The 20818-nt window shown below is 70.7% G+C and carries 21 protein-coding genes; 10 read left to right on the forward strand and 11 right to left on the reverse strand.

The features are described 5' to 3' along the window. Positions 1 to 26: 26 nt before the first annotated feature. The 3 genes from ACFFQA_RS13470 to ACFFQA_RS13480 all read right to left on the reverse strand — a co-directional run bounded on the left by ACFFQA_RS13470 (position 27) and on the right by ACFFQA_RS13480 (position 2841). Positions 27 to 1262, reverse strand: a complete 1236-nt coding sequence (locus ACFFQA_RS13470; protein WP_377852145.1) for an MDR family MFS transporter — start codon at positions 1260 to 1262, stop codon at positions 27 to 29. Beyond that, positions 1262 to 2350: a PLP-dependent cysteine synthase family protein gene (locus ACFFQA_RS13475; protein WP_377852146.1), complete on the reverse strand. Its 1089-nt coding sequence runs from the start codon at positions 2348 to 2350 to the stop codon at positions 1262 to 1264. Before ACFFQA_RS13475 ends, ACFFQA_RS13470 begins: the two co-directional genes overlap by 1 nt. Positions 2351 to 2469: 119 nt before the next feature. Beyond that, on the reverse strand, positions 2470 to 2841 hold the full coding sequence (locus tag ACFFQA_RS13480) for a hypothetical protein (protein WP_377852147.1): 372 nt from the start codon (positions 2839 to 2841) through the stop codon (positions 2470 to 2472). A gap of 146 nt (positions 2842 to 2987) precedes the next feature. On the opposite strand from ACFFQA_RS13480, the gene ggt reads away from it, so the two are divergent. Then, positions 2988 to 4892 (forward strand): gamma-glutamyltransferase, encoded by a 1905-nt coding sequence (gene ggt / locus ACFFQA_RS13485; RefSeq protein WP_377852148.1) that lies wholly within the window; start codon positions 2988 to 2990, stop codon positions 4890 to 4892. Between the two features lie 135 nt (positions 4893 to 5027). Continuing rightward, positions 5028 to 5603 (forward strand): hypothetical protein, encoded by a 576-nt coding sequence (locus ACFFQA_RS13490; protein WP_377852149.1) that lies wholly within the window; start codon positions 5028 to 5030, stop codon positions 5601 to 5603. A 25-nt stretch (positions 5604 to 5628) separates the two neighbouring features. Here ACFFQA_RS13490 and ACFFQA_RS13495 read toward each other — a convergent pair whose 3' ends face one another. The 3 genes from ACFFQA_RS13495 to ACFFQA_RS13505 form a co-directional block, all read right to left on the reverse strand. Continuing rightward, positions 5629 to 6717, reverse strand: a complete 1089-nt coding sequence (locus ACFFQA_RS13495) for a hypothetical protein (protein WP_377852150.1) — start codon at positions 6715 to 6717, stop codon at positions 5629 to 5631. Positions 6718 to 6897: 180 nt separating this feature from the next. Next, positions 6898 to 8118, reverse strand: coding sequence for a sensor histidine kinase (locus tag ACFFQA_RS13500; protein ID WP_377852151.1), 1221 nt, complete (start codon positions 8116 to 8118; stop codon positions 6898 to 6900). Between the two features lie 10 nt (positions 8119 to 8128). After that, on the reverse strand, positions 8129 to 8782 hold the full coding sequence (locus tag ACFFQA_RS13505; RefSeq protein ID WP_377852152.1) for a response regulator transcription factor: 654 nt from the start codon (positions 8780 to 8782) through the stop codon (positions 8129 to 8131). A gap of 175 nt (positions 8783 to 8957) precedes the next feature. On the opposite strand from ACFFQA_RS13505, the gene ACFFQA_RS13510 reads away from it, so the two are divergent. From ACFFQA_RS13510 to ACFFQA_RS13525, 4 genes are read left to right on the forward strand one after another with little or no spacing between them, the layout of a single operon-like run. Then, positions 8958 to 9500: a hypothetical protein gene (locus tag ACFFQA_RS13510; protein ID WP_377852153.1), complete on the forward strand. Its 543-nt coding sequence runs from the start codon at positions 8958 to 8960 to the stop codon at positions 9498 to 9500. After that, positions 9497 to 10585, forward strand: a complete 1089-nt coding sequence (locus ACFFQA_RS13515; protein WP_377852155.1) for a peptidoglycan-binding protein — start codon at positions 9497 to 9499, stop codon at positions 10583 to 10585. The genes ACFFQA_RS13510 and ACFFQA_RS13515 overlap by 4 nt, the downstream gene beginning before the upstream one ends. After that, positions 10582 to 11292, forward strand: a complete 711-nt coding sequence (locus ACFFQA_RS13520) for an ABC transporter ATP-binding protein (RefSeq protein WP_377852156.1) — start codon at positions 10582 to 10584, stop codon at positions 11290 to 11292. Before ACFFQA_RS13515 ends, ACFFQA_RS13520 begins: the two co-directional genes overlap by 4 nt. Continuing rightward, entirely contained in the window at positions 11289 to 12527 is a 1239-nt protein-coding gene (locus ACFFQA_RS13525) for an ABC transporter permease (protein WP_377852157.1), read from the forward strand. Before ACFFQA_RS13520 ends, ACFFQA_RS13525 begins: the two co-directional genes overlap by 4 nt. A gap of 108 nt (positions 12528 to 12635) precedes the next feature. Here ACFFQA_RS13525 and ACFFQA_RS13530 read toward each other — a convergent pair whose 3' ends face one another. Continuing rightward, positions 12636 to 13280: a C39 family peptidase gene (locus tag ACFFQA_RS13530; RefSeq protein ID WP_377852158.1), complete on the reverse strand. Its 645-nt coding sequence runs from the start codon at positions 13278 to 13280 to the stop codon at positions 12636 to 12638. Positions 13281 to 13345: 65 nt separating this feature from the next. Next, the gene (locus ACFFQA_RS13535) at positions 13346 to 13996 is read right to left on the reverse strand and encodes a C39 family peptidase (protein ID WP_377852159.1); all 651 of its coding nucleotides are present in this window, start codon (positions 13994 to 13996) and stop codon (positions 13346 to 13348) included. Positions 13997 to 14258: 262 nt separating this feature from the next. Between ACFFQA_RS13535 and ACFFQA_RS13540 the strand changes: the two genes are divergently transcribed. Beyond that, positions 14259 to 15332: an ArsR/SmtB family transcription factor gene (locus ACFFQA_RS13540; protein WP_377852160.1), complete on the forward strand. Its 1074-nt coding sequence runs from the start codon at positions 14259 to 14261 to the stop codon at positions 15330 to 15332. Here the strand turns inward: ACFFQA_RS13540 and ACFFQA_RS13545 are convergent. After that, positions 15231 to 16454 carry a cytochrome P450 family protein gene (locus tag ACFFQA_RS13545; RefSeq protein ID WP_377852161.1) on the reverse strand — a complete coding sequence of 408 codons (1224 nt, stop codon included), beginning with the start codon at positions 16452 to 16454 and terminating at the stop codon, positions 15231 to 15233. The genes ACFFQA_RS13540 and ACFFQA_RS13545 overlap by 102 nt on opposite strands. 16 nt (positions 16455 to 16470) lie before the next feature. Beyond that, the gene (locus tag ACFFQA_RS13550) at positions 16471 to 17520 is read right to left on the reverse strand and encodes a WD40/YVTN/BNR-like repeat-containing protein (protein ID WP_377852162.1); all 1050 of its coding nucleotides are present in this window, start codon (positions 17518 to 17520) and stop codon (positions 16471 to 16473) included. A gap of 59 nt (positions 17521 to 17579) precedes the next feature. Here ACFFQA_RS13550 and ACFFQA_RS13555 point away from each other — a divergent pair, with 59 nt between their 5' ends. Next, complete coding sequence (locus tag ACFFQA_RS13555; RefSeq protein ID WP_377852163.1) at positions 17580 to 17723, forward strand: hypothetical protein; 144 nt, start codon at positions 17580 to 17582, stop codon at positions 17721 to 17723. 77 nt (positions 17724 to 17800) lie between these two features. Further along, entirely contained in the window at positions 17801 to 19360 is a 1560-nt protein-coding gene (locus tag ACFFQA_RS13560) for a methionine--tRNA ligase (protein WP_377852165.1), read from the forward strand. Positions 19361 to 19417: 57 nt separating this feature from the next. Here the strand turns inward: ACFFQA_RS13560 and ACFFQA_RS13565 are convergent, their stop codons facing one another. Continuing rightward, the gene (locus ACFFQA_RS13565; RefSeq protein ID WP_377852167.1) at positions 19418 to 19783 is read right to left on the reverse strand and encodes a hypothetical protein; all 366 of its coding nucleotides are present in this window, start codon (positions 19781 to 19783) and stop codon (positions 19418 to 19420) included. Positions 19784 to 19863: 80 nt separating this feature from the next. On the opposite strand from ACFFQA_RS13565, the gene ACFFQA_RS13570 reads away from it, so the two are divergent. After that, on the forward strand, positions 19864 to 20814 hold the full coding sequence (locus tag ACFFQA_RS13570; protein ID WP_377852169.1) for a nucleoside hydrolase: 951 nt from the start codon (positions 19864 to 19866) through the stop codon (positions 20812 to 20814). The last annotated feature ends 4 nt before the right edge of the window (positions 20815 to 20818 follow it).

A 20818-nucleotide genomic window follows, 5' to 3' on the forward strand; every position in this document is an offset into this window, starting at 1 on the left:
GGTCGGCCGCCACCCCGGCCCACGGCTCACGCCGGTTGCAGTCGGCTCGACCGGTCGAGCCGGTGCACGGCGAGCGTGCAGACCACGCCGACCAGGGTCAGCGCCAGCCACGGCAGGTACCGCGCGCCTGCCTGCTCCGCGATGTCCAGCGCGGCGCCGGTGAGCAGGTTGCCCAGAGTGATACCGATGCCGGAGATCGTGTTGTACAGCCCGTAGTGCGTTGCCACGAGGCGTCCTCCGGCCAGCGAGACGATCGTGTCCATCTCGAACGGGTAGCCGACCATCGTGCCCATCGTCAGCACCGCCGCGGCGATCATCGCGGGAGCGAGCGCGAGCACCGAGCCGGACTCGTCGAAGCCGAGCGACGACGCGGCCAACAGCACCGCGAAGGCGAGCGACATCAGCCCGATGCCGAGCACGAGGCAGCGGCCTGGTGCCAGTTTCCGCTTGCACCAGGCCGTGATCCGGACCTGGCCGAAGATCGCCACGAGCGCGGAGACCGCGAACAACGCGCCCACGGCGATGGTGCCGCCCAGCTCGGTTCCCGCGACCTCGCGGACGTGCAACGGCAGGAGCAGGTAGACCTGGAACGACAGCACGTACGAGCCGATCATGGCCGCGGAGAACAGCAGGAACGGCCGGTTGGTGAGCACGGTGCGCCATGAGGTGGCGCGCTCTTCGGCGACGGCCTCGTGCGCGGGCAGTGCGCGGATCTGGGCCACGGTCAGGCCAAGGAAGACCACCGCCGCCGTCAGGCACGTGAGCCGGAAGTCCAGGCCGGTCAACGCGAGCCCGACGAGCGGGCCGACCAGGATTCCCGCCTGGTAGAAGACGTTGAACAGCGCGAACGCCTCGACCCGCCGTTCTCCGGCGTCGGCGGCCAGGTAAGCGCGGACCGCCGGGTTGAACAAGGCTCCGGCGAACCCGGTCGCGAACGACGCGATGATCAGCGCCGGCAGTGAGTCCACCAATCCGAGCAGGGCGAAGCCCCCGGTGCGGAGGGTGCAGCCCGCGACGATCAGCGGCTTGTAGCCGAACCGGTCCGCGAGCGCGCCGCCGAGCAGGAACATGCCCTGCTGCGAGAGGTTGCGCACGCCGAGGACGAGTCCGACGAGCCAGCCCGCGAGGCCGAGTGTGCCGGACAGGTGGGCGGCCAGGTACGGCATCAGCATGTAGAAGGCGACGTTGATGGCGAACTGGTTGATCACCAACATCCGCGCGGGGCGGTTGAAGGACCGGTACTGCGCAAGGGTTTCCCGCATCACGCACGCACCGGGTCGATCACGCTGGTGCAGCGGGTCCAGCGGTGGATCTCGCGTTCGGCAGGACTTGCGACCTCATCGGGGTGCTCTGCCGGTCGGCCGTCCAGCAGGCCGTGCTCCGCGCAGAACTCGTCGTTGAACACGGTGTCGTAATAGCGTTGCGGCCCATCGGGGAACACGGCGGCGATTCGCGTGCATGTGCTCGACGTCCGCGCCAGCCAGCCCGCGACGAGTGACACCGCGCCGACACTCCATCCGCCGCTGGCGAAGCGGGTAGCCGCCAGTTCGCGGCAGGCCCACACGGCCTCGGCGGGTGCGACCCAGTGCACCTCGTCGAAGTGTTCGTAGGCCACGTTGCGCGGGTAGATGCTGGAGCCGAGGCCGCGCATCAGCCGGGGGCGCGCGGGCTGGCCGAAGATGGTCGAGCCGACGGTGTCGACTCCGACCAGCCGCAGGGTGGGGAAGTACCGCCGGAGCACGCGGGAGACTCCCGCCGAATGGCCGCCGGTGCCCACCGAGCACACCAGCGTGTCCACTCGGCCCAGCTGCGCGATCAGCTCGTGCGCCAGTGGCGCGTAGCCGTCGACGTTGTCGGGGTTGTGGTACTGGTCGGGGCAGTACGAGCCGGGGTTGAGCGCGAGCAGTTCCGTCACGCGCTGCCTGCGGGCCTCCTGCCAGCCACCGGTGGGGTGCGGTTGCCGCACCAGTTCGACCCGCGCGCCGTAGGCGGCGAGCAGCCGGTGCATGATCGGCTCCAGGCCCGGGTCGGTGACCAGGGTGACCGGGTGGTCGAAGGCGATCCCGGCCAGCGCGAGGCCGAGCCCGAGCGTGCCGCTGGTGGACTCGACGATCATGCCGCCGGGTGCGAGGTCGCCGCGTTCCCTGGCCTTGGCGATCATGTGCAGCGCGGGGCGGTCCTTCATGCCACCGGGGTTGCTGCCCTCCAGCTTCGCCCAGAACCCGCGCCCGGCCGGGGCGAACGGCTCGTCGACCCACAGCACCGGGGTGTTGCCGACGGTGGCGGTCAGGTCCTGGCAGCGGGCGGCCGAGCTGACCAGCGCGGCGGGCGAGTACGTGATGGTGTCCATGTGCGTTGTCCCTTTGGGGATTCCCGGCCGTGCGTCAACCGCTCGGCGCGCGGTGCGCGTCGGGCCGGGGAGCGTGTGTGACAGCGGTCCGTCCCCGCGGAGGCGGGGCGGTGGGGCTGTCAGTTCCGCGCCACGCAGATGGTGAGCAGCAGTGTTCGTCCGCTGTGGACTGTGCTGCGTGGATGGTTCCGCCGTCGCCGGACGGCGGTGGGCGGGACGACGAGGCCGAGGAACGGCAGCACCACGGCCGCGTCGGTGAGCGGTGGCAGGTCGCTCTTCGCGCGGGGCGGGGCGCTGCACGCCACGTCATCGGCGGAGTGCGCGTGCGGGTCGCACGGCAGGTCGTGCGAGTGCCCGTGCGACACGTGGTCGGCCGCGACGACTGGTGCGGAGTGGCTGGTGCCGTCCGGGTGGCCGCAGCAGACCGACAGGTGCAGCGTCACGTAAACGGCGAGAAACACGAAGGCCAGGAAGCGGCTTCGGTCACTCATCGTGGCCGTTTCGTGTCGCACGGAACACAGCGTACCCAGGTCGCGGAACGCCGCGCACCGGACGAAGGGATCACATCATCATCACTGATCCCAGTACTCGTCGGTACGGACTGCCATCTGTCGGGGGCGCCGTGTAGGAAGGGCCGATGAGAACTCCGAGCACGCGACAGGCCCCTGCTCCGGCCGGCGCGCGACCGGGCTCGCGAACCCGGCGCGGCCTGGCCGTCCTCGCCCTGCTCCCGATGCTGGCCGGTGTGGTCTCCACCGCGCCCGCCAGCGCAGGACCGGACGAGCGCGCGGGGTGGCCTGGCACGGCCAAGCGCGCGACCGCGACCGGCTACGGAGGTGGCGTCGCCACCGTCGACCACGACGCCACCAAGGCTGGCATCGAGGTCCTCGCCAGGGGCGGTACCGCGGTGGACGCCGCTGTCGCTGCTGCTGCCGCACTAGGGGTTACCGAGGCGTACTCCGCTGGTATCGGCGGAGGTGGCTTCTTCGTCTACTACGACGCTCGCACGAAGAAGGTGCACACGCTGGACGGGCGGGAGACCGCGCCCGCGGCGATGCGCCCCGACTCCTTCGTGGACCCCAAGACCGGCAAGGCGATGCCCTTCGACCAGGCGGTCACCTCCGGCTTGTCCGTCGGCGTGCCCGGCACTCCGGCGACGTGGGACCGGGCGCTGCGCAAGTGGGGCAGGTTCGACCTCCGGCAGAACCTCCGCCCGGCGATCGAGCTGGCGCGCAAGGGTTTCGTCGTGGACGAGGAGTTCCGCGGTCAGACGGCGCTGAACGAGAAGCGCTTTCACGCCTTCCCCGCGACGGCAGAGCTCTACCTGCCGGGCGGAAAGCTGCCGGAAGTCGGGACGACGCTGCGCAATCCCGACCTCGCCGACACCTACGAGCAGCTCGGGCGCAAGGGCGTCGACTGGCTGTACAAGGGAGAGCTCGGGCGTGACGTCGCCCGCACCGCCGAGAAGCCGCCCGTCGATCCGGCCGCGGGGCTGACCGTCGCACCGGGGCTGATGAAGCCGTCCGACCTCGCCGCGTACCAGGTCGCCGAGCGCAAGCCGACCAGGACCGGCTACCGCGGTCTCGACGTGTACAGCATGGCTCCGCCGTCCTCCGGTGGCACCACGGTCGGCGAGGCGCTGAACATCCTGGAGAACCACCGCCTTTCCGGCAAGGACGAGGCGCAGGCCCTGCACTACTACCTCGAAGCCTCCCGGCTGGCCTACGCCGACCGGAACCGGTGGGTCGGTGATCCGTCCTTTGTGGACGTTCCGGTGTCCGGGCTGCTGTCCGACGACTTCGCCAAGCAGCGCGCGTGTTTCATCAAGCCCGACAAGACGATGGGCCATCCCGCGCTCGCCGGCGACCCGAGCAAGGTGGTTCCCGGCCAGCCCTGCCCCTCGCCGACGATGCCCGCTGCCCCGCAGACCTACGAGGGCCCTTCGACAACACACCTGGTCACGGCCGACCGGTGGGGCAACGTCGTGTCCTACACGTTGACCATCGAGCAGACCGGCGGTAGCGCGATCACCGTTCCCGGCAGGGGTTTCCTGCTCAACAACGAGCTCACCGACTTCGACATCACCCCGCCTGCCCCCGGCGCGCCGCTCCCGGCGAACGCGCCCGCGGGCGGCAAGCGGCCGCGCAGCAGCATGTCGCCGACGATCGTGCTCAACGACGGCAAGCCGCTGCTGGCCGTGGGCTCCCCCGGGGGAGCCACGATCATCACCACCGTGCTCCAGACGCTGGTGAACCGGCTCGACCTCGGCAAGTCGCTGCCGCAGGCGGTCGCCGCGCCCCGGATCTCGCAGCGCAACGCGGCCAAGACCGAGGCCGAGCCGGGTTTCATGGACGGACGGCTGCGGCCGGTGCTGGAGCGGAAGGGACATGAGTTCACCCTCGCTCCGAGCAACTTCGCACCGAAGCCGGAGATCGGATCGGTCACGGCGCTGGAGTTCCTCGGCCACGGCCGGATCCAGTTCGCCGCCGAGCCGGAACGCCGTGGCGGTGGCAGCGCGATGGCGCTCGTTCCCACGCGTTAGGCCTTGCGACGGCGACGGTCCCCGGAACGGTCTTCCGGGGACCGTCGCCGGTTCCGCAGGGGGGAACCCTGAAAACACCCCCAGATCACCTTCGCGACGGCTTTGAACAGGTGGTTCGCGGCTACCGTTCATGGCATGGAATCGTTCTGCTCCTTCGACGAGGCGCACCGCAGGCCGGAGCTCGCGCTGGCGCCCGGAGCGCGGCCGTTGGCGGGTCCGCCGCAGGCCTCCGGCAGCACTGTCGTGCCCGTCGGCCGGACCATGGCCAGCACCGACAACGTGACTGTCGGGGTCACCGCGGTGTGGGCCTACCCGCAGGGCTGTCACCTGGAGGTCGGCGTGACCGCCAGGGCCGAGGGGCTCGGCAAGGCGGAGTGGGACGAGATCCGGGCGAGCCTGACGGGCGAGGCGAAACCGCCCCGCTTCGCCGTGCGGTTCGCCGACGACACCTTGGCCGTGGAGCACGGTGGCGGCTGGCCGAGCTACCGGCGCTCCGACGGCGCGTGGCGGCTCGAACCGTCGTTCACCGTGACCTGGGCCGACGCCACCGTCAGCGCGGACAGCGTGCGGACGTACGCGATGCTGTGGATGTGGCCGTTGCCCCCGGAGCAGCCCTTCGAGTTCCTGGTCGAGTGGTTCACCGCCGGGGTCGAACCCGCGGGAGTCACCCTGGACGGCGCGGAGATCGCCGCCGCGCTCCGACCCGCGTGAGCACCCGTGTCGCAGGGCACGTGTGTCAGCTGACGTCGCGTGACTCCACGGTCTTGTCGTCCTTGACCAGTGACACCCGCGCCTTGGTGTTCTGCGGCAACACGGCGAAGCCCTCGCCACTGGCCGTCGGTCGCGTTCCAGACGGCAGGTTCAGCTCGCCGTCCTGCGGGTCCCACACGAGCACGCTCGTCCTGCCGGCCGGGAACACGTGGAGCGGCCGCTTGGCCTCGGCGGCGGAGAAGGCCGGAGCGCCCTTGTCCGGCCGCCACACCATGCTCGTGGTCAGTGCCCCGGAGACGAGCTGCCAGCGCAACACCGTCAGCGTCCCGAAACCGGTGCCCGGCACAGTGATCCGCGCGGGAGCCGAAGCCGTCACGGTGTTCAGTGGCCCGTTCTGCGCGGCCGATCTGATCACGCCACCCGGGTCGGTCGAAGCTCGGCAGGTGTCCAGGTCCTTCAGAGCGTCGGCGACGGCAGCCGCCTGGTCGTCGCGCAGGACCGGCGAGGTCACCGGGGCGACGCCGGCACCGAGGTCGAGGTAGCTGGCGACTTCGCCGCCCGCGGGCACGTCCAGCGCGGACACCTGGCAGCGCCGCGTGGTGGCCCGCTCGCTCATGTTGCCTGCCACCTTCAACCGCTGGCCGCCGACGACCACGACCTCGAACGCACCGCCGGAGGTGAGGTAGCGCGGCCCGCAGCAGCCAGAACGGATGGGCACCAGGTCCCGGCCGCGGCCGAGCAGCCCGCCGACGTACGACGTGTCGGCCGTGACCACGAGCTGTTCGACCGAGGCGCCACTCGCCTCGACTATCCAGTACGAGTCGCCTCTGTTCAGCTTGGCCGCCGTGACCGCGAGAACGGTGCCGTCGAGCCGTCCCGCCCACAGCAGCCGCGACAGGGACACGTCCACGTCACCGTCAGGAACCGGTGCGCGCCAGTTCACCAGCAGGTCGGTCACTCTGCGGCGCAGCGCGTCGTCCTTGGCGAGCTCACCCTGGCCGAAGTACACCGAGATGCCTAGGCCGATCGGCTTCGGGCCGGACGGGGCGGGCGGTGGCGCGGCGCACCCGGCCATCACCATGAGCACGAGGACCGCAACCAGACTGCGGATCATGCACACATTCTTGTCACACGCCGACGTCCTCGCATCGTCACTCGGGCTGTGCCCCGTATTCGCCACCCAGCCGTACCAATTGGACGTTCACCCACGCGCGCAGCTCCGGTCGGTTCGGCGGCCAGCTCGCTCGCACCGACGGGCTGTCCGCGCCGGCCCAACGCCAAGCGTCCCTGGGACTCAGCTGGAGAGCGGGAGGCTCACCCGCACGTGCAGGCCACCCTTGGCCCGTGCCTCCGCGACGACCTCCCCGTCGTGGGCCTGCGCGATCGACTGCACGATCGACAGTCCGAGGCCCGCGCCGCCGTCCGCCGAGCCGGTGCGCTCCTTCCCCCGCCGGAAGGGTTCGAACAGCAACGGCACCGTGCTCGGGTCGATCACCGGACCCGTGTTGACGACCTGAAGGCCGCTGCGCGAGTTGGTGCGCACCCAGATGCGACCGCCATCGACGTTGTGCCGCACGGCATTGCCGACCAGGTTCGTCACCAGCTGCGTGAGCAGGACGCGATCTCCCAGCACCAGCAACGGTTCCGCGCTCACCTCGACCTCGATCGAGCGCGCCCCCGCAGCGGCGGAGTGCTGTTCGACGACGTCGGCGACGACGTCGTGCAGCTCCACCGGGCCGCGGTTCTCCAGGCCGCGGTCGCTGCGAGCCAACAACAGCAGCCCGTCGATCAGCCGTTCGCTGCGGCGGTTGGCCTCCAGCATCTGCTCGCTCACCTCGGCGAGCCGCTCCTTGTCCGGGTTCTTCAGTCCGATCTGGATCGCGGCGCGCTGAATGGCAAGGGGCGTGCGGAGCTCGTGCGAGGCGTTGGCGATGAACCTGCGCTGGCTGTCGAAGGCGTGCTGGAGCCGGTCGAGCATCGTGTCGAAGGTTCCGGCCAGCTCGGTCAGCTCGTCGCGGGGACCGGACAGCGAGATCCGCTCGTGCAGGTTCTCCGAGGACAGCCGCTTCGCGGTCGCGGTGATCTGGTGCAGCGGTCGCAGCACGCGGCCGGAGATCCACCAGCCCGCCGCCACCGACAGGGCGGCGATGGCGATCAGTGCCAGTCCGGAGTACAGCAGCAGCGAGTCCAACGCGGCGTCGGCGCTGACGGCCGCGATGTCGTGCGTCAGCGCCTTCAGCCGCTCCGAGGTGATCGGCTGTGCCGGGCTTACCCGGGTCACCGCAACTCCGGGCACCACCGTCTGTGCCGGAGCCTCCTCGACGCTGTCGAGCTTGCTGAGCATCAGCGCGTCCGCGGGCACAGCGGACGCGCTGACCGCCAGCGTCACCCGGTCCGTCACGGTCTGCGCCATCAGGAAGTAGACCACCGCGACCAGCACGGCACCGGAGAACAGGAACAGTCCGCTGTAGAGGGCCGTGAGCTTGGTGCGCACCGTGGGCCGCAGGATCGTCATGGCCGCGCTCTCAGATCCGGTAGCCTGCGCCGGGAACGGTCTCGATCACCTGCGGATCGCCGAGCTTGGCCCGCAGCTTCGACATCGCCACCCGGACCGCGTTGGTGAACGGGTCGGCGAACTCGTCCCACGCCTGCTTCAGCAGCTGTTCGGAGCTCACCACGGTTCCCTGCGCCCGCAACAGCACTTCCAGCACGGCGAACTCCTTCGGCGTCAGCTCGATCCGCTTGCCGTCCCTGGTGACCCTGCGCCGCGCCGGGTCCAGCTCGATGCCCTTCGCGTTGAGCACAGGTGGCAGTACCGGGGCCGCGCGGCGGGCGAGCGCGCGCACCCGCGCGACCAGTTCCGGGTACTCGAAGGGCTTGATGAGGTAGTCGTCCGCGCCCAGCTCAAGGCCGTCAACGCGGTCGTCGAGCGAGCCAGCCGCGGTCAGCATCAGCACCTTGGTCCGGCTCGCCGAGCGGGCGAGGTCGCTGCAGATGTCGTCGCCGTGCATGCCAGGCAAGTCGCGGTCGAGCACCACCACGTCGTAGTCGTGCACCGCGAGCCGTTCGTGCGCGGTGAGCCCGTCGTAGGCCACGTCGACGGCCATCGCCTCGGATCGCAGTCCCGCGGCGACCAGGTCGGCCAGGACTTTCTCGTCCTCGGCCACCAGCACCCTCATCCGGCCCTCCACCAGCTCGGTTGTACCCGTAAACCCGCTCACCGTGCCATTGACGGTGTTTCCGCGATGTTTCCCGGCGACGAAAACATTCCGAAACACCTCACCACGTAGACCTGTCGCCGTACCGCCGGAGACGGCGAAGTCAGCTATTCGAGTCATCGAGGAGCACAAGGCGATGAGAACACTTCGGCTTGCGGGAGTGAGCGCGGTCCTGATGTCGGCACTGCTGCTGGCCGGGTGCGGTGGTCAGCCCGACAACAAGGTCGCGTCGCTGGGCGGGGACAAGAAGAACACCGCGGCGGAGAACGACCCCGACGTGCCCAAGGACCCGAAGGAACGCATGCTCAAGTTCGCGAAGTGCATGCGGGACAACGGGGTCGACATGCCCGACCCGACGTTCGGGGAGGGTGGGGCGTCGATCACCCTGGGCCGGGGCGACGCGGACATGGGGAAGCTCGACAAGGCCAACAAGGCATGCGAGAAGTACTCCGGCGCGAAGGACTTCAACCCCGATGACCCGAAGTTCAAGGAAGAGCAGTTGAAGTGGGCGAAGTGCATGCGGGAGCAGGGGATCGACATGCCCGACCCGGGTGCCGGTGGCGCGGCCCAGGCGATTCCCATGGACCAGGACCAGAAGAAGATGGAAGAGGCGTTCAAGAAGTGCAGCCCGGACGGCAAGGGCGGCGCCATCGCGATTCGGCCGGAGGCGGGGAAGTGACCGACAGGCACGTGCGCCGCGGCCGCAAGCCCGCGGTGTTCGTCACCGCCGCCGCGGTGCTCGCGGCCGGTGGCATCACCGCGGCCGCCCTGCTCAACGGGGGAGACCCCGCGGCAGCCACCGACACCAAGCAGAAGCCCGGGGCCGCCTCCGAGGTGGAGAAGACCACGCTGGTGCAGCAGGAGAAGGTCGACGGCAAGCTCGGCTACGGCGGGAGCTACGACGTCACGGCCGGTGGCGGTGGCGGCATCTACACCGCGCTGCCGAAGGAGGGCCAGCTCATCCGGCAGGGCCAGCAGCTCTACTCGGTCAACGACCGGACCGTGCCGCTGTGGCGGGGCGATGTCCCTTTGTGGCGCAAGCTCTCTTCCGGGGTGACCAAGGGCTCCGACATCAAGCTGGTCGAGCAGAACCTGCGCGATCTCGGCTTCTTCAAGCAGACCCCGGACGAGAAGTTCAACGACGCCACCGCCGCCGCGATCAAGAAGTGGCAGAAGGCGCTCGGCGTCGAGCAGACCGGCGCGATCGACGTCGGTGACGTGGTGATCCTGCCGAGCGACATCCGGATGACCAAGGTCGAGGGCACGCTCGGCGGCGGCGCACAGGGCAAGGTGGGCACCGCCAGCAGCACCGACCGCCTGGTCACCGTCGACATGCCGGTGACCAAGCAGGGCATCGCCAAGGTCGGCGCCGCGGTCGAGGTCGCGCTGCCCGGTGGCAAGCGCGCGCCCGGCAGGATCACCTCGGTCGGCACCGTGGCGACCAAGGCCGACGACGACAAGGGCTTCGGCGGCTCCCCGCCCACCGTCAAGGTGGAGGTCACCCTCGACGACCCGCGGGCGGCAGGCACCCTCGACGGCGCCCCGGTCTCGGTCTACTTCACCAGCGAGAGCAAGGAGAACGTGCTCGCGGTGCCGCTCAACGCGCTGCTGCGGCTGGCAGAGGGCGGCTACGGCGTCGAGCTGGTGCAGCCCGACGGCAGCACCAAGCTGGTCGGCGTGGAGCTGGGCCTGTTCGGCAACGGCAAGGTCGAGGTGACCGGATCGGAGATCCGCGAGGGCGCCAAGGTCAGGGTCGCGGCATGAACCCGGCAGGCAACCCCACCCTCGGCACCGTGATCGAGATGGAGCGGGTCTCGCGCACCTATCCCGGTGAGGTGCGCGCGCTGCGCGAGGCCTCGCTGCGGATCGTGGAGGGCGAGCTGCTCGCGGTGGTCGGCCCGTCCGGCTCCGGCAAGTCCACGATGCTGCAGCTGATGGGCACGCTGGACCGGCCGAGCGAAGGCGTGGTGCGGTTGCTCGGGCACGACGTCGCCACCTTGTCGGACCGGCAGCTGTCGGCGGTGCGGGCGAACTGGATCGGCTTCGTGTTCCAGCAGTTCTTCCTCACCCCGCACCTCACCGCGGCGCAGAACGTGGCCACCGGCCTGCTCTACCACGGCGTCGGCCGGGCGGAGCGGGAGCGCAGGTCGCTGGAGGCGCTGGAGCGGGTCGGCCTCGGCCACCGCGTCGAACACCGGCCCGCCGAGCTCTCCGGCGGTGAGAAGCAGCGGGTGGCCATCGCCAGGGCACTGGTGGCGCGGCCCGCGATCCTGCTCGCCGACGAACCGACCGGCGCGCTGGACTCCCGCTCCGGCGCGGGGGTGCTGGCGCTGCTGCACGAGCTCAACGCCGAGGGCACCACCATCGCGGTGATCACTCACGACCACGAGATCGCCCGCTCACTGCCGCGCCGGGTCGAGCTGCTCGATGGCGTGATCCGGCACGACACCGCGCATCGGGAGGCCGCATGACCACGCTGGTGGACCGACCGGCGAGCGCGGCCCCTGAGCCGCGTCCGCTGCCGAAGTCGGCCAGGGTCGGCCTGGGCGACCTGATCCGCGCGGGGCTCGCCGGGGTGGTGGGCAGACCGACGAGGGCCGTGCTCTCCGCGCTGGGCATCGCGATCGGTGTCGCCGCGATGGTCGCGGTGCTGGGGATCAGCGCGGCCAGCCAGGCGGCGCTCAAGGCACAGCTGGACAAGCTCGGCACGAACCTGTTGCAGGTGACCGCGGGCAAGTCCTTCTTCGGCGACGAGACCAGGCTGCCGAAGGAGGTGGTGGAGATGGTCCAGCGGATCGGCGGCGTGCAGAAGGCGAGCGGGACCGGCGCCGTGCCCAACGTCAACGTCTACCGGACCGACCTCAGCGACGCGCGGGAGACCGGCGGCATCAGCACGCTCGCCGCGAAGCTGAACCTGCTGGACACCGTCGGCGGCACCGTCCGAAGTGGAACGTGGCTCAACGGGGCCATCGCCAAGTACCCCGGGGTCGTGCTGGGGCACAAGGCCGCCGAGCACCTGGGCATCGACAGGCCGGGCACCCAGGTGTGGCTGGGCGCGCAGTGGTTCACCGTCGTCGGCATCCTGGACCCGGTGCAGCTCGCGCCGGAGCTGGACCGCGCCGCGCTGGTCGGCTGGGAGGTCGCCGAGCAGAAGCTGCGCTTCGACGGTCACCCCAGCACCGTCTACGAGCGCTCCGACGACGACGCCGTCGACCAGGTCCGCGAGGTGCTGGCGGGAACGGTCAACCCCAAGAGCCCCAACGAGGTCAGCGTCAGCAGGCCCTCGGACGCGTTGCAGGCGCAGATCACCGCGCAGAACACCTTCGCGACGATGTTCCTCGGGCTCGGCGCGGTCGCCCTGCTGGTCGGCGGGGTCGGGGTGGCCAACACCATGGTCGTCTCGGTGCTGGAACGACGCTCGGAGATCGGGCTGCGGCGCGCGCTCGGGGCGGGCCGGGGACAGGTCCGGGCGCAGTTCCTCACCGAGGCGGTGCTGCTGTCCGGGCTCGGCGGGATCTTCGGCGTCCTGCTCGGGCTGGGCATCAGCATCGTGTGGTCGGTGAACAGCGGGTGGCCGGTCACGGTGCCGGTCGTGGCGATCGCCGCCGGGGTCGGGGCCTCGGTGCTGATCGGCTCGCTGGCCGGGTGGTTCCCGGCTGGCAAGGCGGCGAGGCTCTCGCCGACCGAGGCGCTGGCGACGGCCTGAGCACACCGTCCACACAGGAAGCCGGGGAGAAGTAGGGGCCTCCCCGGCTTCCGCCGTGCGCCCTGGTACGCGGCCACGTTACCGGTCGGGGCGGTGGATGGCTCGCGCCTAAGCGGCGTAACCCTTGCCGCCGATCCAGGTGCCCAGGTTCTCGGTGCTGATCCAGTAGGCCCTGGGCACGTTGGCCCAGCCGCCGCCACCGGAACCCTCACCGGCGGGGTCGGCGATCAGCGCCTCGGCGCCGCCGGAGCGGTAGCCGACAACGGCGACGTAGTGGTAGATGGTGCCGCCGGGGTAGCCGGGCGGGCGCCAGCCGCTCACCACGTTCGCGACGATCGGGTAGTTGTTGTCGATGTTGAGCACGAGGTCCCTGCGCAGCAGGTCGCGCTGCGCCTGGCTCGGCGGGTCGGCCATGTTCTTCGCCTCGAACCAGCTGGTGCCGAGGTAGTGGTTCAGTGCGTTGCGCACCAGCCCGATGTGGTCGGTGCCGCCGGTGTGGGTGCCCATGAAGTTCGCCAGCTCCTGCTGGCTCGGCGGGGAGATCCTGGTGCTCAGCGCGATCTGCGTGGAGCCGGGGCCGCACCAGTAGCCGGTCTCCTGGCGCCGCCAGGTGTAGTTGAGGACCTTGTTGTCGGCCTTGGCCGTCTCCAGGGTGGTGGAGGTGGGTGCGGGATTCGCGCCCGCCACTCCGACCGACGCGAGGGCCATGGTCGATGCGCCTACGACCAGCAGGGTGGCCAATCGTCGAATCATGGTGTTTCTCCAATGGGGATAACGTCCCTCCACAGTGGATAGACACTGTGGAGGGACTGCGGTTCCTAGGCCGTGTAACCCTTTCCGCCGATCCACGTGCCCAGGTTGTACGTGCTGATCCAGTAGGTGCGCGGCACGTTGCCCCAGCCGCCGCCACCGTGGCCCTCCGCCGCGGGGTCGGCGATCAGGGCCTCGGCCCCGCCCGCGCGATAGCCCATGACCGCGACGTAGTGGTAGATCGTCCCGCCGGGGTAGCCGGGCGGGCGCCAGCCGCTGATCACGTTGGCGACGATCGGGTAGTTGTTGTCGATGTTGAGCACCAGGTCTCGGCGCAGCAGGTCGCGCTGCGCCTGGCTCGGCGGGTCGGCCATGTTCTTGACCTCGAACCAGCTGGTGCCGATGAAGTTGTTCAGGGCGTTGCGCACCAGACCGACGTGGTCGGTGCCGCCGGTGTGCGTGCCCATGTAGTTCGCCAGCTGCTGCTGGCTCGGCGGCGTCCGCCTTGAGCTGATGGCGATCTGCGCCGAGCCCGGGCCGCACCAGTAGCCGGTCTGCTGGCCGTACCAGCTGAAGTTGAGGACCTTGCTGTCGGCCATCGGCGTGACGGCGGTGAGCTCGGCGGCGGACTTCGGCGCGGGGTTGGCGGAGGCGGCTCCGCCCGCGAGGGCCATGGTCGATGCGGCTGCGACCAGCAGGGTGGCCAATCGTCTGATCATGTTGTGCTCCGTGGGGCAGGGTGGGTGATCCGAACACGGAGTGTGAGTGGCCTCACACGAGAATCAGGTTCGCGTCTGGCCGCCGCTCTCTGCTCCCCCCTTCAAGGCTGATCGAAGAACGGGGGAGGATCGCGGCCCCGAATTGCTCCGTTCGGCCCAAGCGAACGCCGCCATATCGAGGTCTTGTCCGCATCTGTTGACTCCGCATCGCGGCGTGTGAGTCTCTTCAGAATCCAGTTCGCCGGGGAGAACGGGAGAGACCATGCTGCGCATCCACTTCACTGCCGAGGACCTGGGCAGGACGCGGGTCGCCGCCGCGCCGGACCCGTTGTGGGAGACGGTGCTGAGCGTGCAGCGCCTGCTGGCCCGTGACGGCGACGTCGTCTTCGACGGCTGGCGGCAGCGCGTGCGCGCCGCCTTCACCCAGCCCAGCCTGCTCGACCAGCTCCGCCTGCTGCTCCCGCTGCTGCCGCCGCGCGGCTACTTCCCGGACTTCCTCACGCCCGCCAACGGTGCTCAGGGACTGCGCGCGGGCATCGAAGCGATCCTCAGCACGCCCAAGCAGCGCCTGCGCGCCGAGCTGGAGCTGCTGGACAACCGCTACCAGCTGCCGTCGTGGGTGGGCGCGCTCGCCAACGGCGACCGGGAGGTCCTGCAGCGCCTCACCTCGGCGATCCTGTGCTACCACGAGGTCGCGCTCGCGCCGTACCAGTCGCGGTTGCAGGCGTGCGTCGACTCCGACCGCGCGGTCCGCGCCCGCACCGTGCTCGACGCGGGCTCCGAGGGGCTGCTGTCCGGGCTGCGGCCGTTGATGCGGTGGTCCTACCCGGTGCTCGAAGTCGAGTACCCGGTCGACCAGGACCTGCGCCTCGAAGGCCGGGGCTTGCTCCTGCTGCCGTCGTTCTTCTGCTACCAGTACCCGGTCTCGCTGATGGACCCGACGCTCACGCCGGTGCTGGTCTACCCGGTCGAGCGCGAGGTGCAGTGGCTCGGCGACACCTCCGAGCGCGGGCAGAGCGAGACCGAGCGCTCGCTGGCGGCGCTGCTGGGCAACACCCGAGCGGGAGTGCTCGAAGCGGTCGCACCCGGGCACACCACCAGCGAGCTGGCCCGGCGGATGGGAATCTCCCCGGCCTCGGCGAGCCAGCACGCGACCGTGCTGCGCAACGCGGGCTTGGTCGCGAGCCGCCGCTACGGCAGCGCGGTGCTGCACACGCTCACACCGCTGGGCGCGTCACTGCTGCGGCGTCCCCCAGCGGACCGGAAGCGCGAACAGCCCGCGCATGATCGGGCTGGGCCACCAGCGCAGCTGGTCCGGGGGCACGGCAAGCGCTAGGCCGGGGAACCGCCGCAGCACGGCGCTGATCGCGATCTCGGCCTCCATCCTGGCCAGCCCCGACCCGATGCAGAAGTGCGGGCCGAGCCCGAACGCCAGGTGCTCGTTGCCGCGGCGCGGCCGGTCCGGGTCGAAGCGCTCCGGCTCGCCGAAGGCCGCCGGGTCCCGGTTCGCGGCCAGCAGCGAGACCAGCACCGGCTCACCAGGGCCGATGGTCACGTCGCCGAGCCGGACGTCCTCGGTGGCGAAGCGCCACGTCGCGTTGCGGACCGGGCCGGCGTAGCGCAGGACCTCCTCCACGACGGCGGGCAGCCGCGACGGGTCGGCGGCGGCCCTGGCCAGCTCCTCGGGATCGCGCAGCAGCGTGAGCATGGCGTTGCCGATCAGCGCGACCGTCGTCTCGTGCCCGGCGACCAGCAGCAGGAACAGCGTTGACCGCAGCTCGTCCGCGGTGATCACCCCCGCGCGCTCCTGCTCGATCAGCTCGCTGAGCAGGTCGTCATCGGGGGAGCGGCCGCGGTCGGCGACCAGCCCGACGAGGTAGCCCTCCAGGGCGTCGGTGGCGACCCAGACGTCGTCGGCGGCCTCGGCCGCGGCGGAGTCGATCACCGCGGCCCACCGGTGGAACTCCGCGCGGTCGGACTCCGGCACACCGATCAGGTCGCAGATGATCGTGATGGGCAGCGGGTAGGCGAGGTCGGCGATCAGGTCCGCGTGCCCGTTGCCGGCCACCCGGTCGAGCAGCTCCTCGGTGACCTGCGCGGTCCGCGCCCGCAGCGGCTCGATCCGGCGGGTCTGGAACGCGCCGCTGACCGCCCGTCGCAGCCGCTGGTGGTCGGGGGCGTCGGCGTTGAGCATGTGCCGCGCGAGCGTCGGCCGGTGGTCGAAGGGCAGCCCGAGCCCGGCCAGCTGCCACGGCTTGCACGCCTTGCCCGGGTCCTTGGCCAGCCGCGCGTCCGCCAGCGCCCGCTTGGCGAGCGCGTAGTCGGTCACCAGCCAGGCCCACGTCCCGCCGGGCAGGTCGACGCGGTGCACCGGAGAGTGCTCGCGCAACCAGCGGTAAGCCGGATAGGGATCCGCTTCGAACTCAGGACCGAAAAGCGCGGGGCAGCTGGATGACACGCTCCATATAGAACACTCAGCGGCCGAGTTTGGCGATTCTCCCGCGTTCACCCGAAGCCCAGCACGCCCCGTCCCAGGCGCAGTCCACCGTGTCGAAGCTGCCGTCGTCGAAGCGCGTCCAGCTCCGCCCGCCGTCCCGGCTGACATCGCTGCCGGTGGGCCCGACGGCGATCGCGGTCCACGGCCGCGTCGGGGGCACGGCGACTCCGGATCGGTACCCACCGAGCTGCTGCGCCCCGGCACGCCACGTGCGCCCTCCGTCGCCGGTCAGCGCGACGGTGCTCGGCCCGGCGACGTTGGCGAAGTCGCCGCCGACCGCGATCCCGTGCCGCCTGCCGACGAACGCCACCCCGAAGGTGCCTGCGCTCTCGCTCGCCGCGAGCGGGCTTTCGCTTACCCGCCAGGTGTTCCCTCGGTCGGCGGAGTGGAAGACCCGCGACCTCGCTCCACCCCCGGTAGCGAACCACGCGTCCCGCCCGCCGGAGGAGACCAGGCACTGCCCGCTGGCGGCGAACCCGGCCTCCTTGTCCAACGCGGGCGGCATCCCCTTGTCGGACAACACCTTCCAGCTCTGACCACCGTCCGAAGTGGACAGAATGCGGAACTTCCCGCCGACCGGGTCGCTCAAGGCGATGCCGTTGCGCGAGTCGAAGAACGTGAGGCAGTCGTAGAACGCCTCCGGGTCGGGGTTCTGGAACGCCACCTGCCAGGTGCGCCCGCCGTCGGAGGTCCGGTACACCCGCGACGCCGCGCCCTCGCCGATCGAGAGCACCACCGCGCGCCGTTCGTCGAACGCGTGGACGTCACGGAACTGCAGCTCCGCGGCGCCGGGTGGATCGACCCGCTGCCACTCGCGCCCACCGTTGACGGTGCGCAGCACGACACCGCCGCTGCCACCGGCCCATGCCACCCGCCCGCTCACCGCGGACAGGCCACGGAAGCGCGCGTCGGTGTTCGTCGGTGTCAGCTGCCACGACGCGTCCGCCGGTGCCGCCACGGCCGGGACCGGCGTCACGGCGAGCGCGGTGCAGGCGAGCAGCGCGGCACTGCGGGTGAGCCACCTCATGACGCCGCAAGGTAGCGGTCGGCGACCCCGGTTCCTAGAGCTGGAAGGAGCAGTGGGCGGTGTTCCGCCGGCGGCGCGGCCGGGAGGCTCAACTGTTCACAGTGGACGTTCGCGAGCCCGGCGAGCTGGGGCCGGCGGAAGGCCCCGCCGTTGGCCACCGGCGCTCGCCCAGGAGCGAGGCGGTGCTGGCCGCCCTGGCCTGACCTGCGGAAAATGAACGGGCGGCGAGCCACTAAACTGGCTTCGACCCGCTCTTGCTCAACCAAATGCTGGGGAGACCATGTCCGGCGCGTCCTTCATCTCCACGACGATTCCCTACGTCAACGCGAGCCCGCACCTGGGCCACGCGCTGGAGTGGGTCCAGACGGACGCGTTCGCCCGGCACATGGCCATGCGCGGCCAGGACGTCTACGTGCTCAGCGGCTCCGACGAGAACGCGCTCAAGAACGTGCTCGCCGCGGAGAAGGCCGGCGTGTCCGCCAAGGAGCTCGTCGCGAGCAACGTGGTGTTCTTCGAGGAGCTGATGAAGCGCCTCGAAGTGGGGCTGACCCGCTTCATCCGCACCAGCGTCGACCAGGACCACATCGACGGCGCGGTGGAGATCTGGCGCCGGATGGCCGCCAGCGGCGACATCTACACCAAGGAGTACTCCGGCCTGTACTGCGTGGGCTGCGAGCAGTTCTACGCCGAGGACGAGCTGGTCGACGGCAAGTGCCCGGAGCACCTCACGGTGCCGGAGCTGGTCAGCGAGACCAACTACTTCTTCAAGCTCTCCCGGTACGGCGACCGGCTGCTCGACGCGCTGGAGTCCGGCGAGGTGAAGATCGTCCCGGAGACCCGCCGCAACGAGGTCACCAGCTTCGTCCGCGCGGGCCTCGAGGACATCAGCGTCTCCCGGTCGATGTCCCGCGCCCGTGGCTGGGGCATCCCGGTGCCCGGCGACGACAGCCAGGTCATGTACGTCTGGATCGACGCGCTGACCAACTACACCAACGCCCTCGGCTGGTTCCGCGACGACGAGAACTACCAGAAGTACTGGGTCAACGCCGACGACCGCGTGCACGTGGTCGGCAAGGGCGTTACCCGCTTCCACGCGGTGTACTGGCCGGCGATGCTGATGTCCGCGGGTCTGCCGCTGCCCACCGAGATCGTGGTGCACGGCTACATCACCGCGGGTGGCCGCAAGATCGGCAAGTCCCTCGGCAACGCGGTCGACCCGGTTGCCCTGGTCGAGCAGTTCGGTGTGAACGCGATCCGCTACTTCCTGCTGGCCGAGTTCTCGCCGTTCGGCGACGGCGACTTCAGCGAGGAGCGGCTGGTCTCGCGCTACAACACCGACCTCGCCAACGGCCTCGGCAACCTCGTCAGCCGGGTGACCAGCATGACCCAGCGCTACCGCGAGGGCGTCGTCCCGGAGTCCGGTCCCGTGGCCGAGCCCGAGCAGTCCCTCGCCGCGCAGGTCGAGGCCAGCGCCCGTGAGTCGATGGAGGCGATGGTCCGCTACGACCACCGCGAGGCCCTGACCAAGGTGTGGGACCTCGTGCGCCGCACCAACGCCTACGTGGACGAGCGCGCTCCGTGGCACCTGGCGAAGGAGGGCACCCCCGAGGCGGAGGCCCTGCTCGACACGACGCTGCACCACCTGGTCGGCGCGGTCCGCCAGCTCGGCGCGCTGATCCAGCCGTACCTCCCGGTGCCCAGCGCGGTGATCCTGGAGGCCCTCGGCGAGAAGGCGGAGGGCGTCCCCGCGCCCGAGGCGTGGCTGTCCGGCATCGCCGGTCGCGCCATCAGCAAGCCCCCGGCGCTGTTCCCCCGCCTCGAACTCCCCGCAACGGACTGACCTCGACACACCGCCCCGGTGAACGTTCGACCAGAACGTTCACTGGGGCGTTCGTCGTCAGAAGCTGATGTTGCCGGTGATGTCGCGGGCCTGGACGACCTTGCCCGTGACGGTCCCGGAGATCTGGTTCACCACGCTGCCGTTGTCGGCGTGGATCTCGACGTCGGCCTGCTCGTACTGCTCCCGCAGCCGCCGCCCGAACTCGGGGTCGGCCTGCTCGGCGCGCTCCAGCTCCCTGCCGAGCTCCTCGACCCGCTCCGTGTCGTCGGGCGCCTCGACGGCGGCCTCTAGCACCTGCTGCGCCTCGGGGCTGAACTGCTCCTTCACGTAGCGGTAGAGCCCGCCCAGCGCCGTCGTCGCCAGCGCCGTCGCGGCCCTGCCCGCCAGCACGGCGGCAATACTCATGATCGTCGGTTCGGGCATCTCGTCCCCCGGGTGCGTGTACGGATCCTGACTCAACGTAGCAGCGGGCCTGCCGCGCCGAGTTTGGTTGACTCCACCCCATGCGGATCGTCTTGGACACCGACCCGGGGATCGACGACGCGCTCGCGATCCTCTACCTCGCGGCGCAGCGGGACGTCGAGCTCGTCGGCGTCGGCACTGTGCACGGCAACGTGCCCGCCGACATCGCCGCCGAGAACGCCCTGCGCGTGCTCGAACTGGTCGGCTGGGGTGACGTTCCGGTCGCCGTCGGCGCACGGCGGCCGATGGCGCAGCCCCTCAAGACCTACGAGTACGTCCACGGCGACGACGGCCTCGGCAACGTCGCGGGGCCGAAGCCGAAGGGCAAGCCCACCGCCGAGTCCGCCGTCGAACAGCTCGTGCGGCTGGCGCGACAACACCCCGGCGAGCTCGACCTGCTCGCGCTGGGGCCGCTGACCAACGTCGCCATCGCGCTGCTCGTCGAGCCGGATCTGCCCGAACTGCTGCGCAGTGTCGTGGTGATGGGCGGCGCGGTGTGGGTGCCCGGCAACGCCACTCCGCACGCCGAGGCCAACATCTTCAACGACCCCGAGGCCGCCGATCTGGTGCTCGGCGCGGGCTTCGACCTCACGCTCGTGGGGCTTGAAGCGACGGCGCACGCGATCGCGGATGCCACCTGGTTGGATGAACTCGCCGCGCACGACAGCCCCCGAGCGCGGTTCGCGACCGGTGTTCTCGGCCACTACGTGGGCTTCTACGAGCCGCTCGTCGGAGTGCGCCAGTGCACGCTCTACGACCCGCTCGCCGCCGCGATCCTGCTCGACCCCGCGCTCGCCACCTGTCGGGAGCTGCCGGTGCACGTCGAGTTGCGCGGCACGCACACCAGGGGAACCACCGTCGCCGACCTGCGTGGTTACGTGGACACCACGTCCGAGCGGCCCGCGGTGAAGATCGCCGCCGGGCTGGACAGCGCCGAGTTCCTTGATCGGATGCTCGGCGCGCTGCGCGCGGAGACCGTCGGCGCACCTTGATCGG

It is taken from the genome of Allokutzneria oryzae, assembly GCF_042429765.1.
Taxonomy (GTDB): Bacteria; Actinomycetota; Actinomycetes; order Mycobacteriales; family Pseudonocardiaceae; genus Allokutzneria; species Allokutzneria oryzae.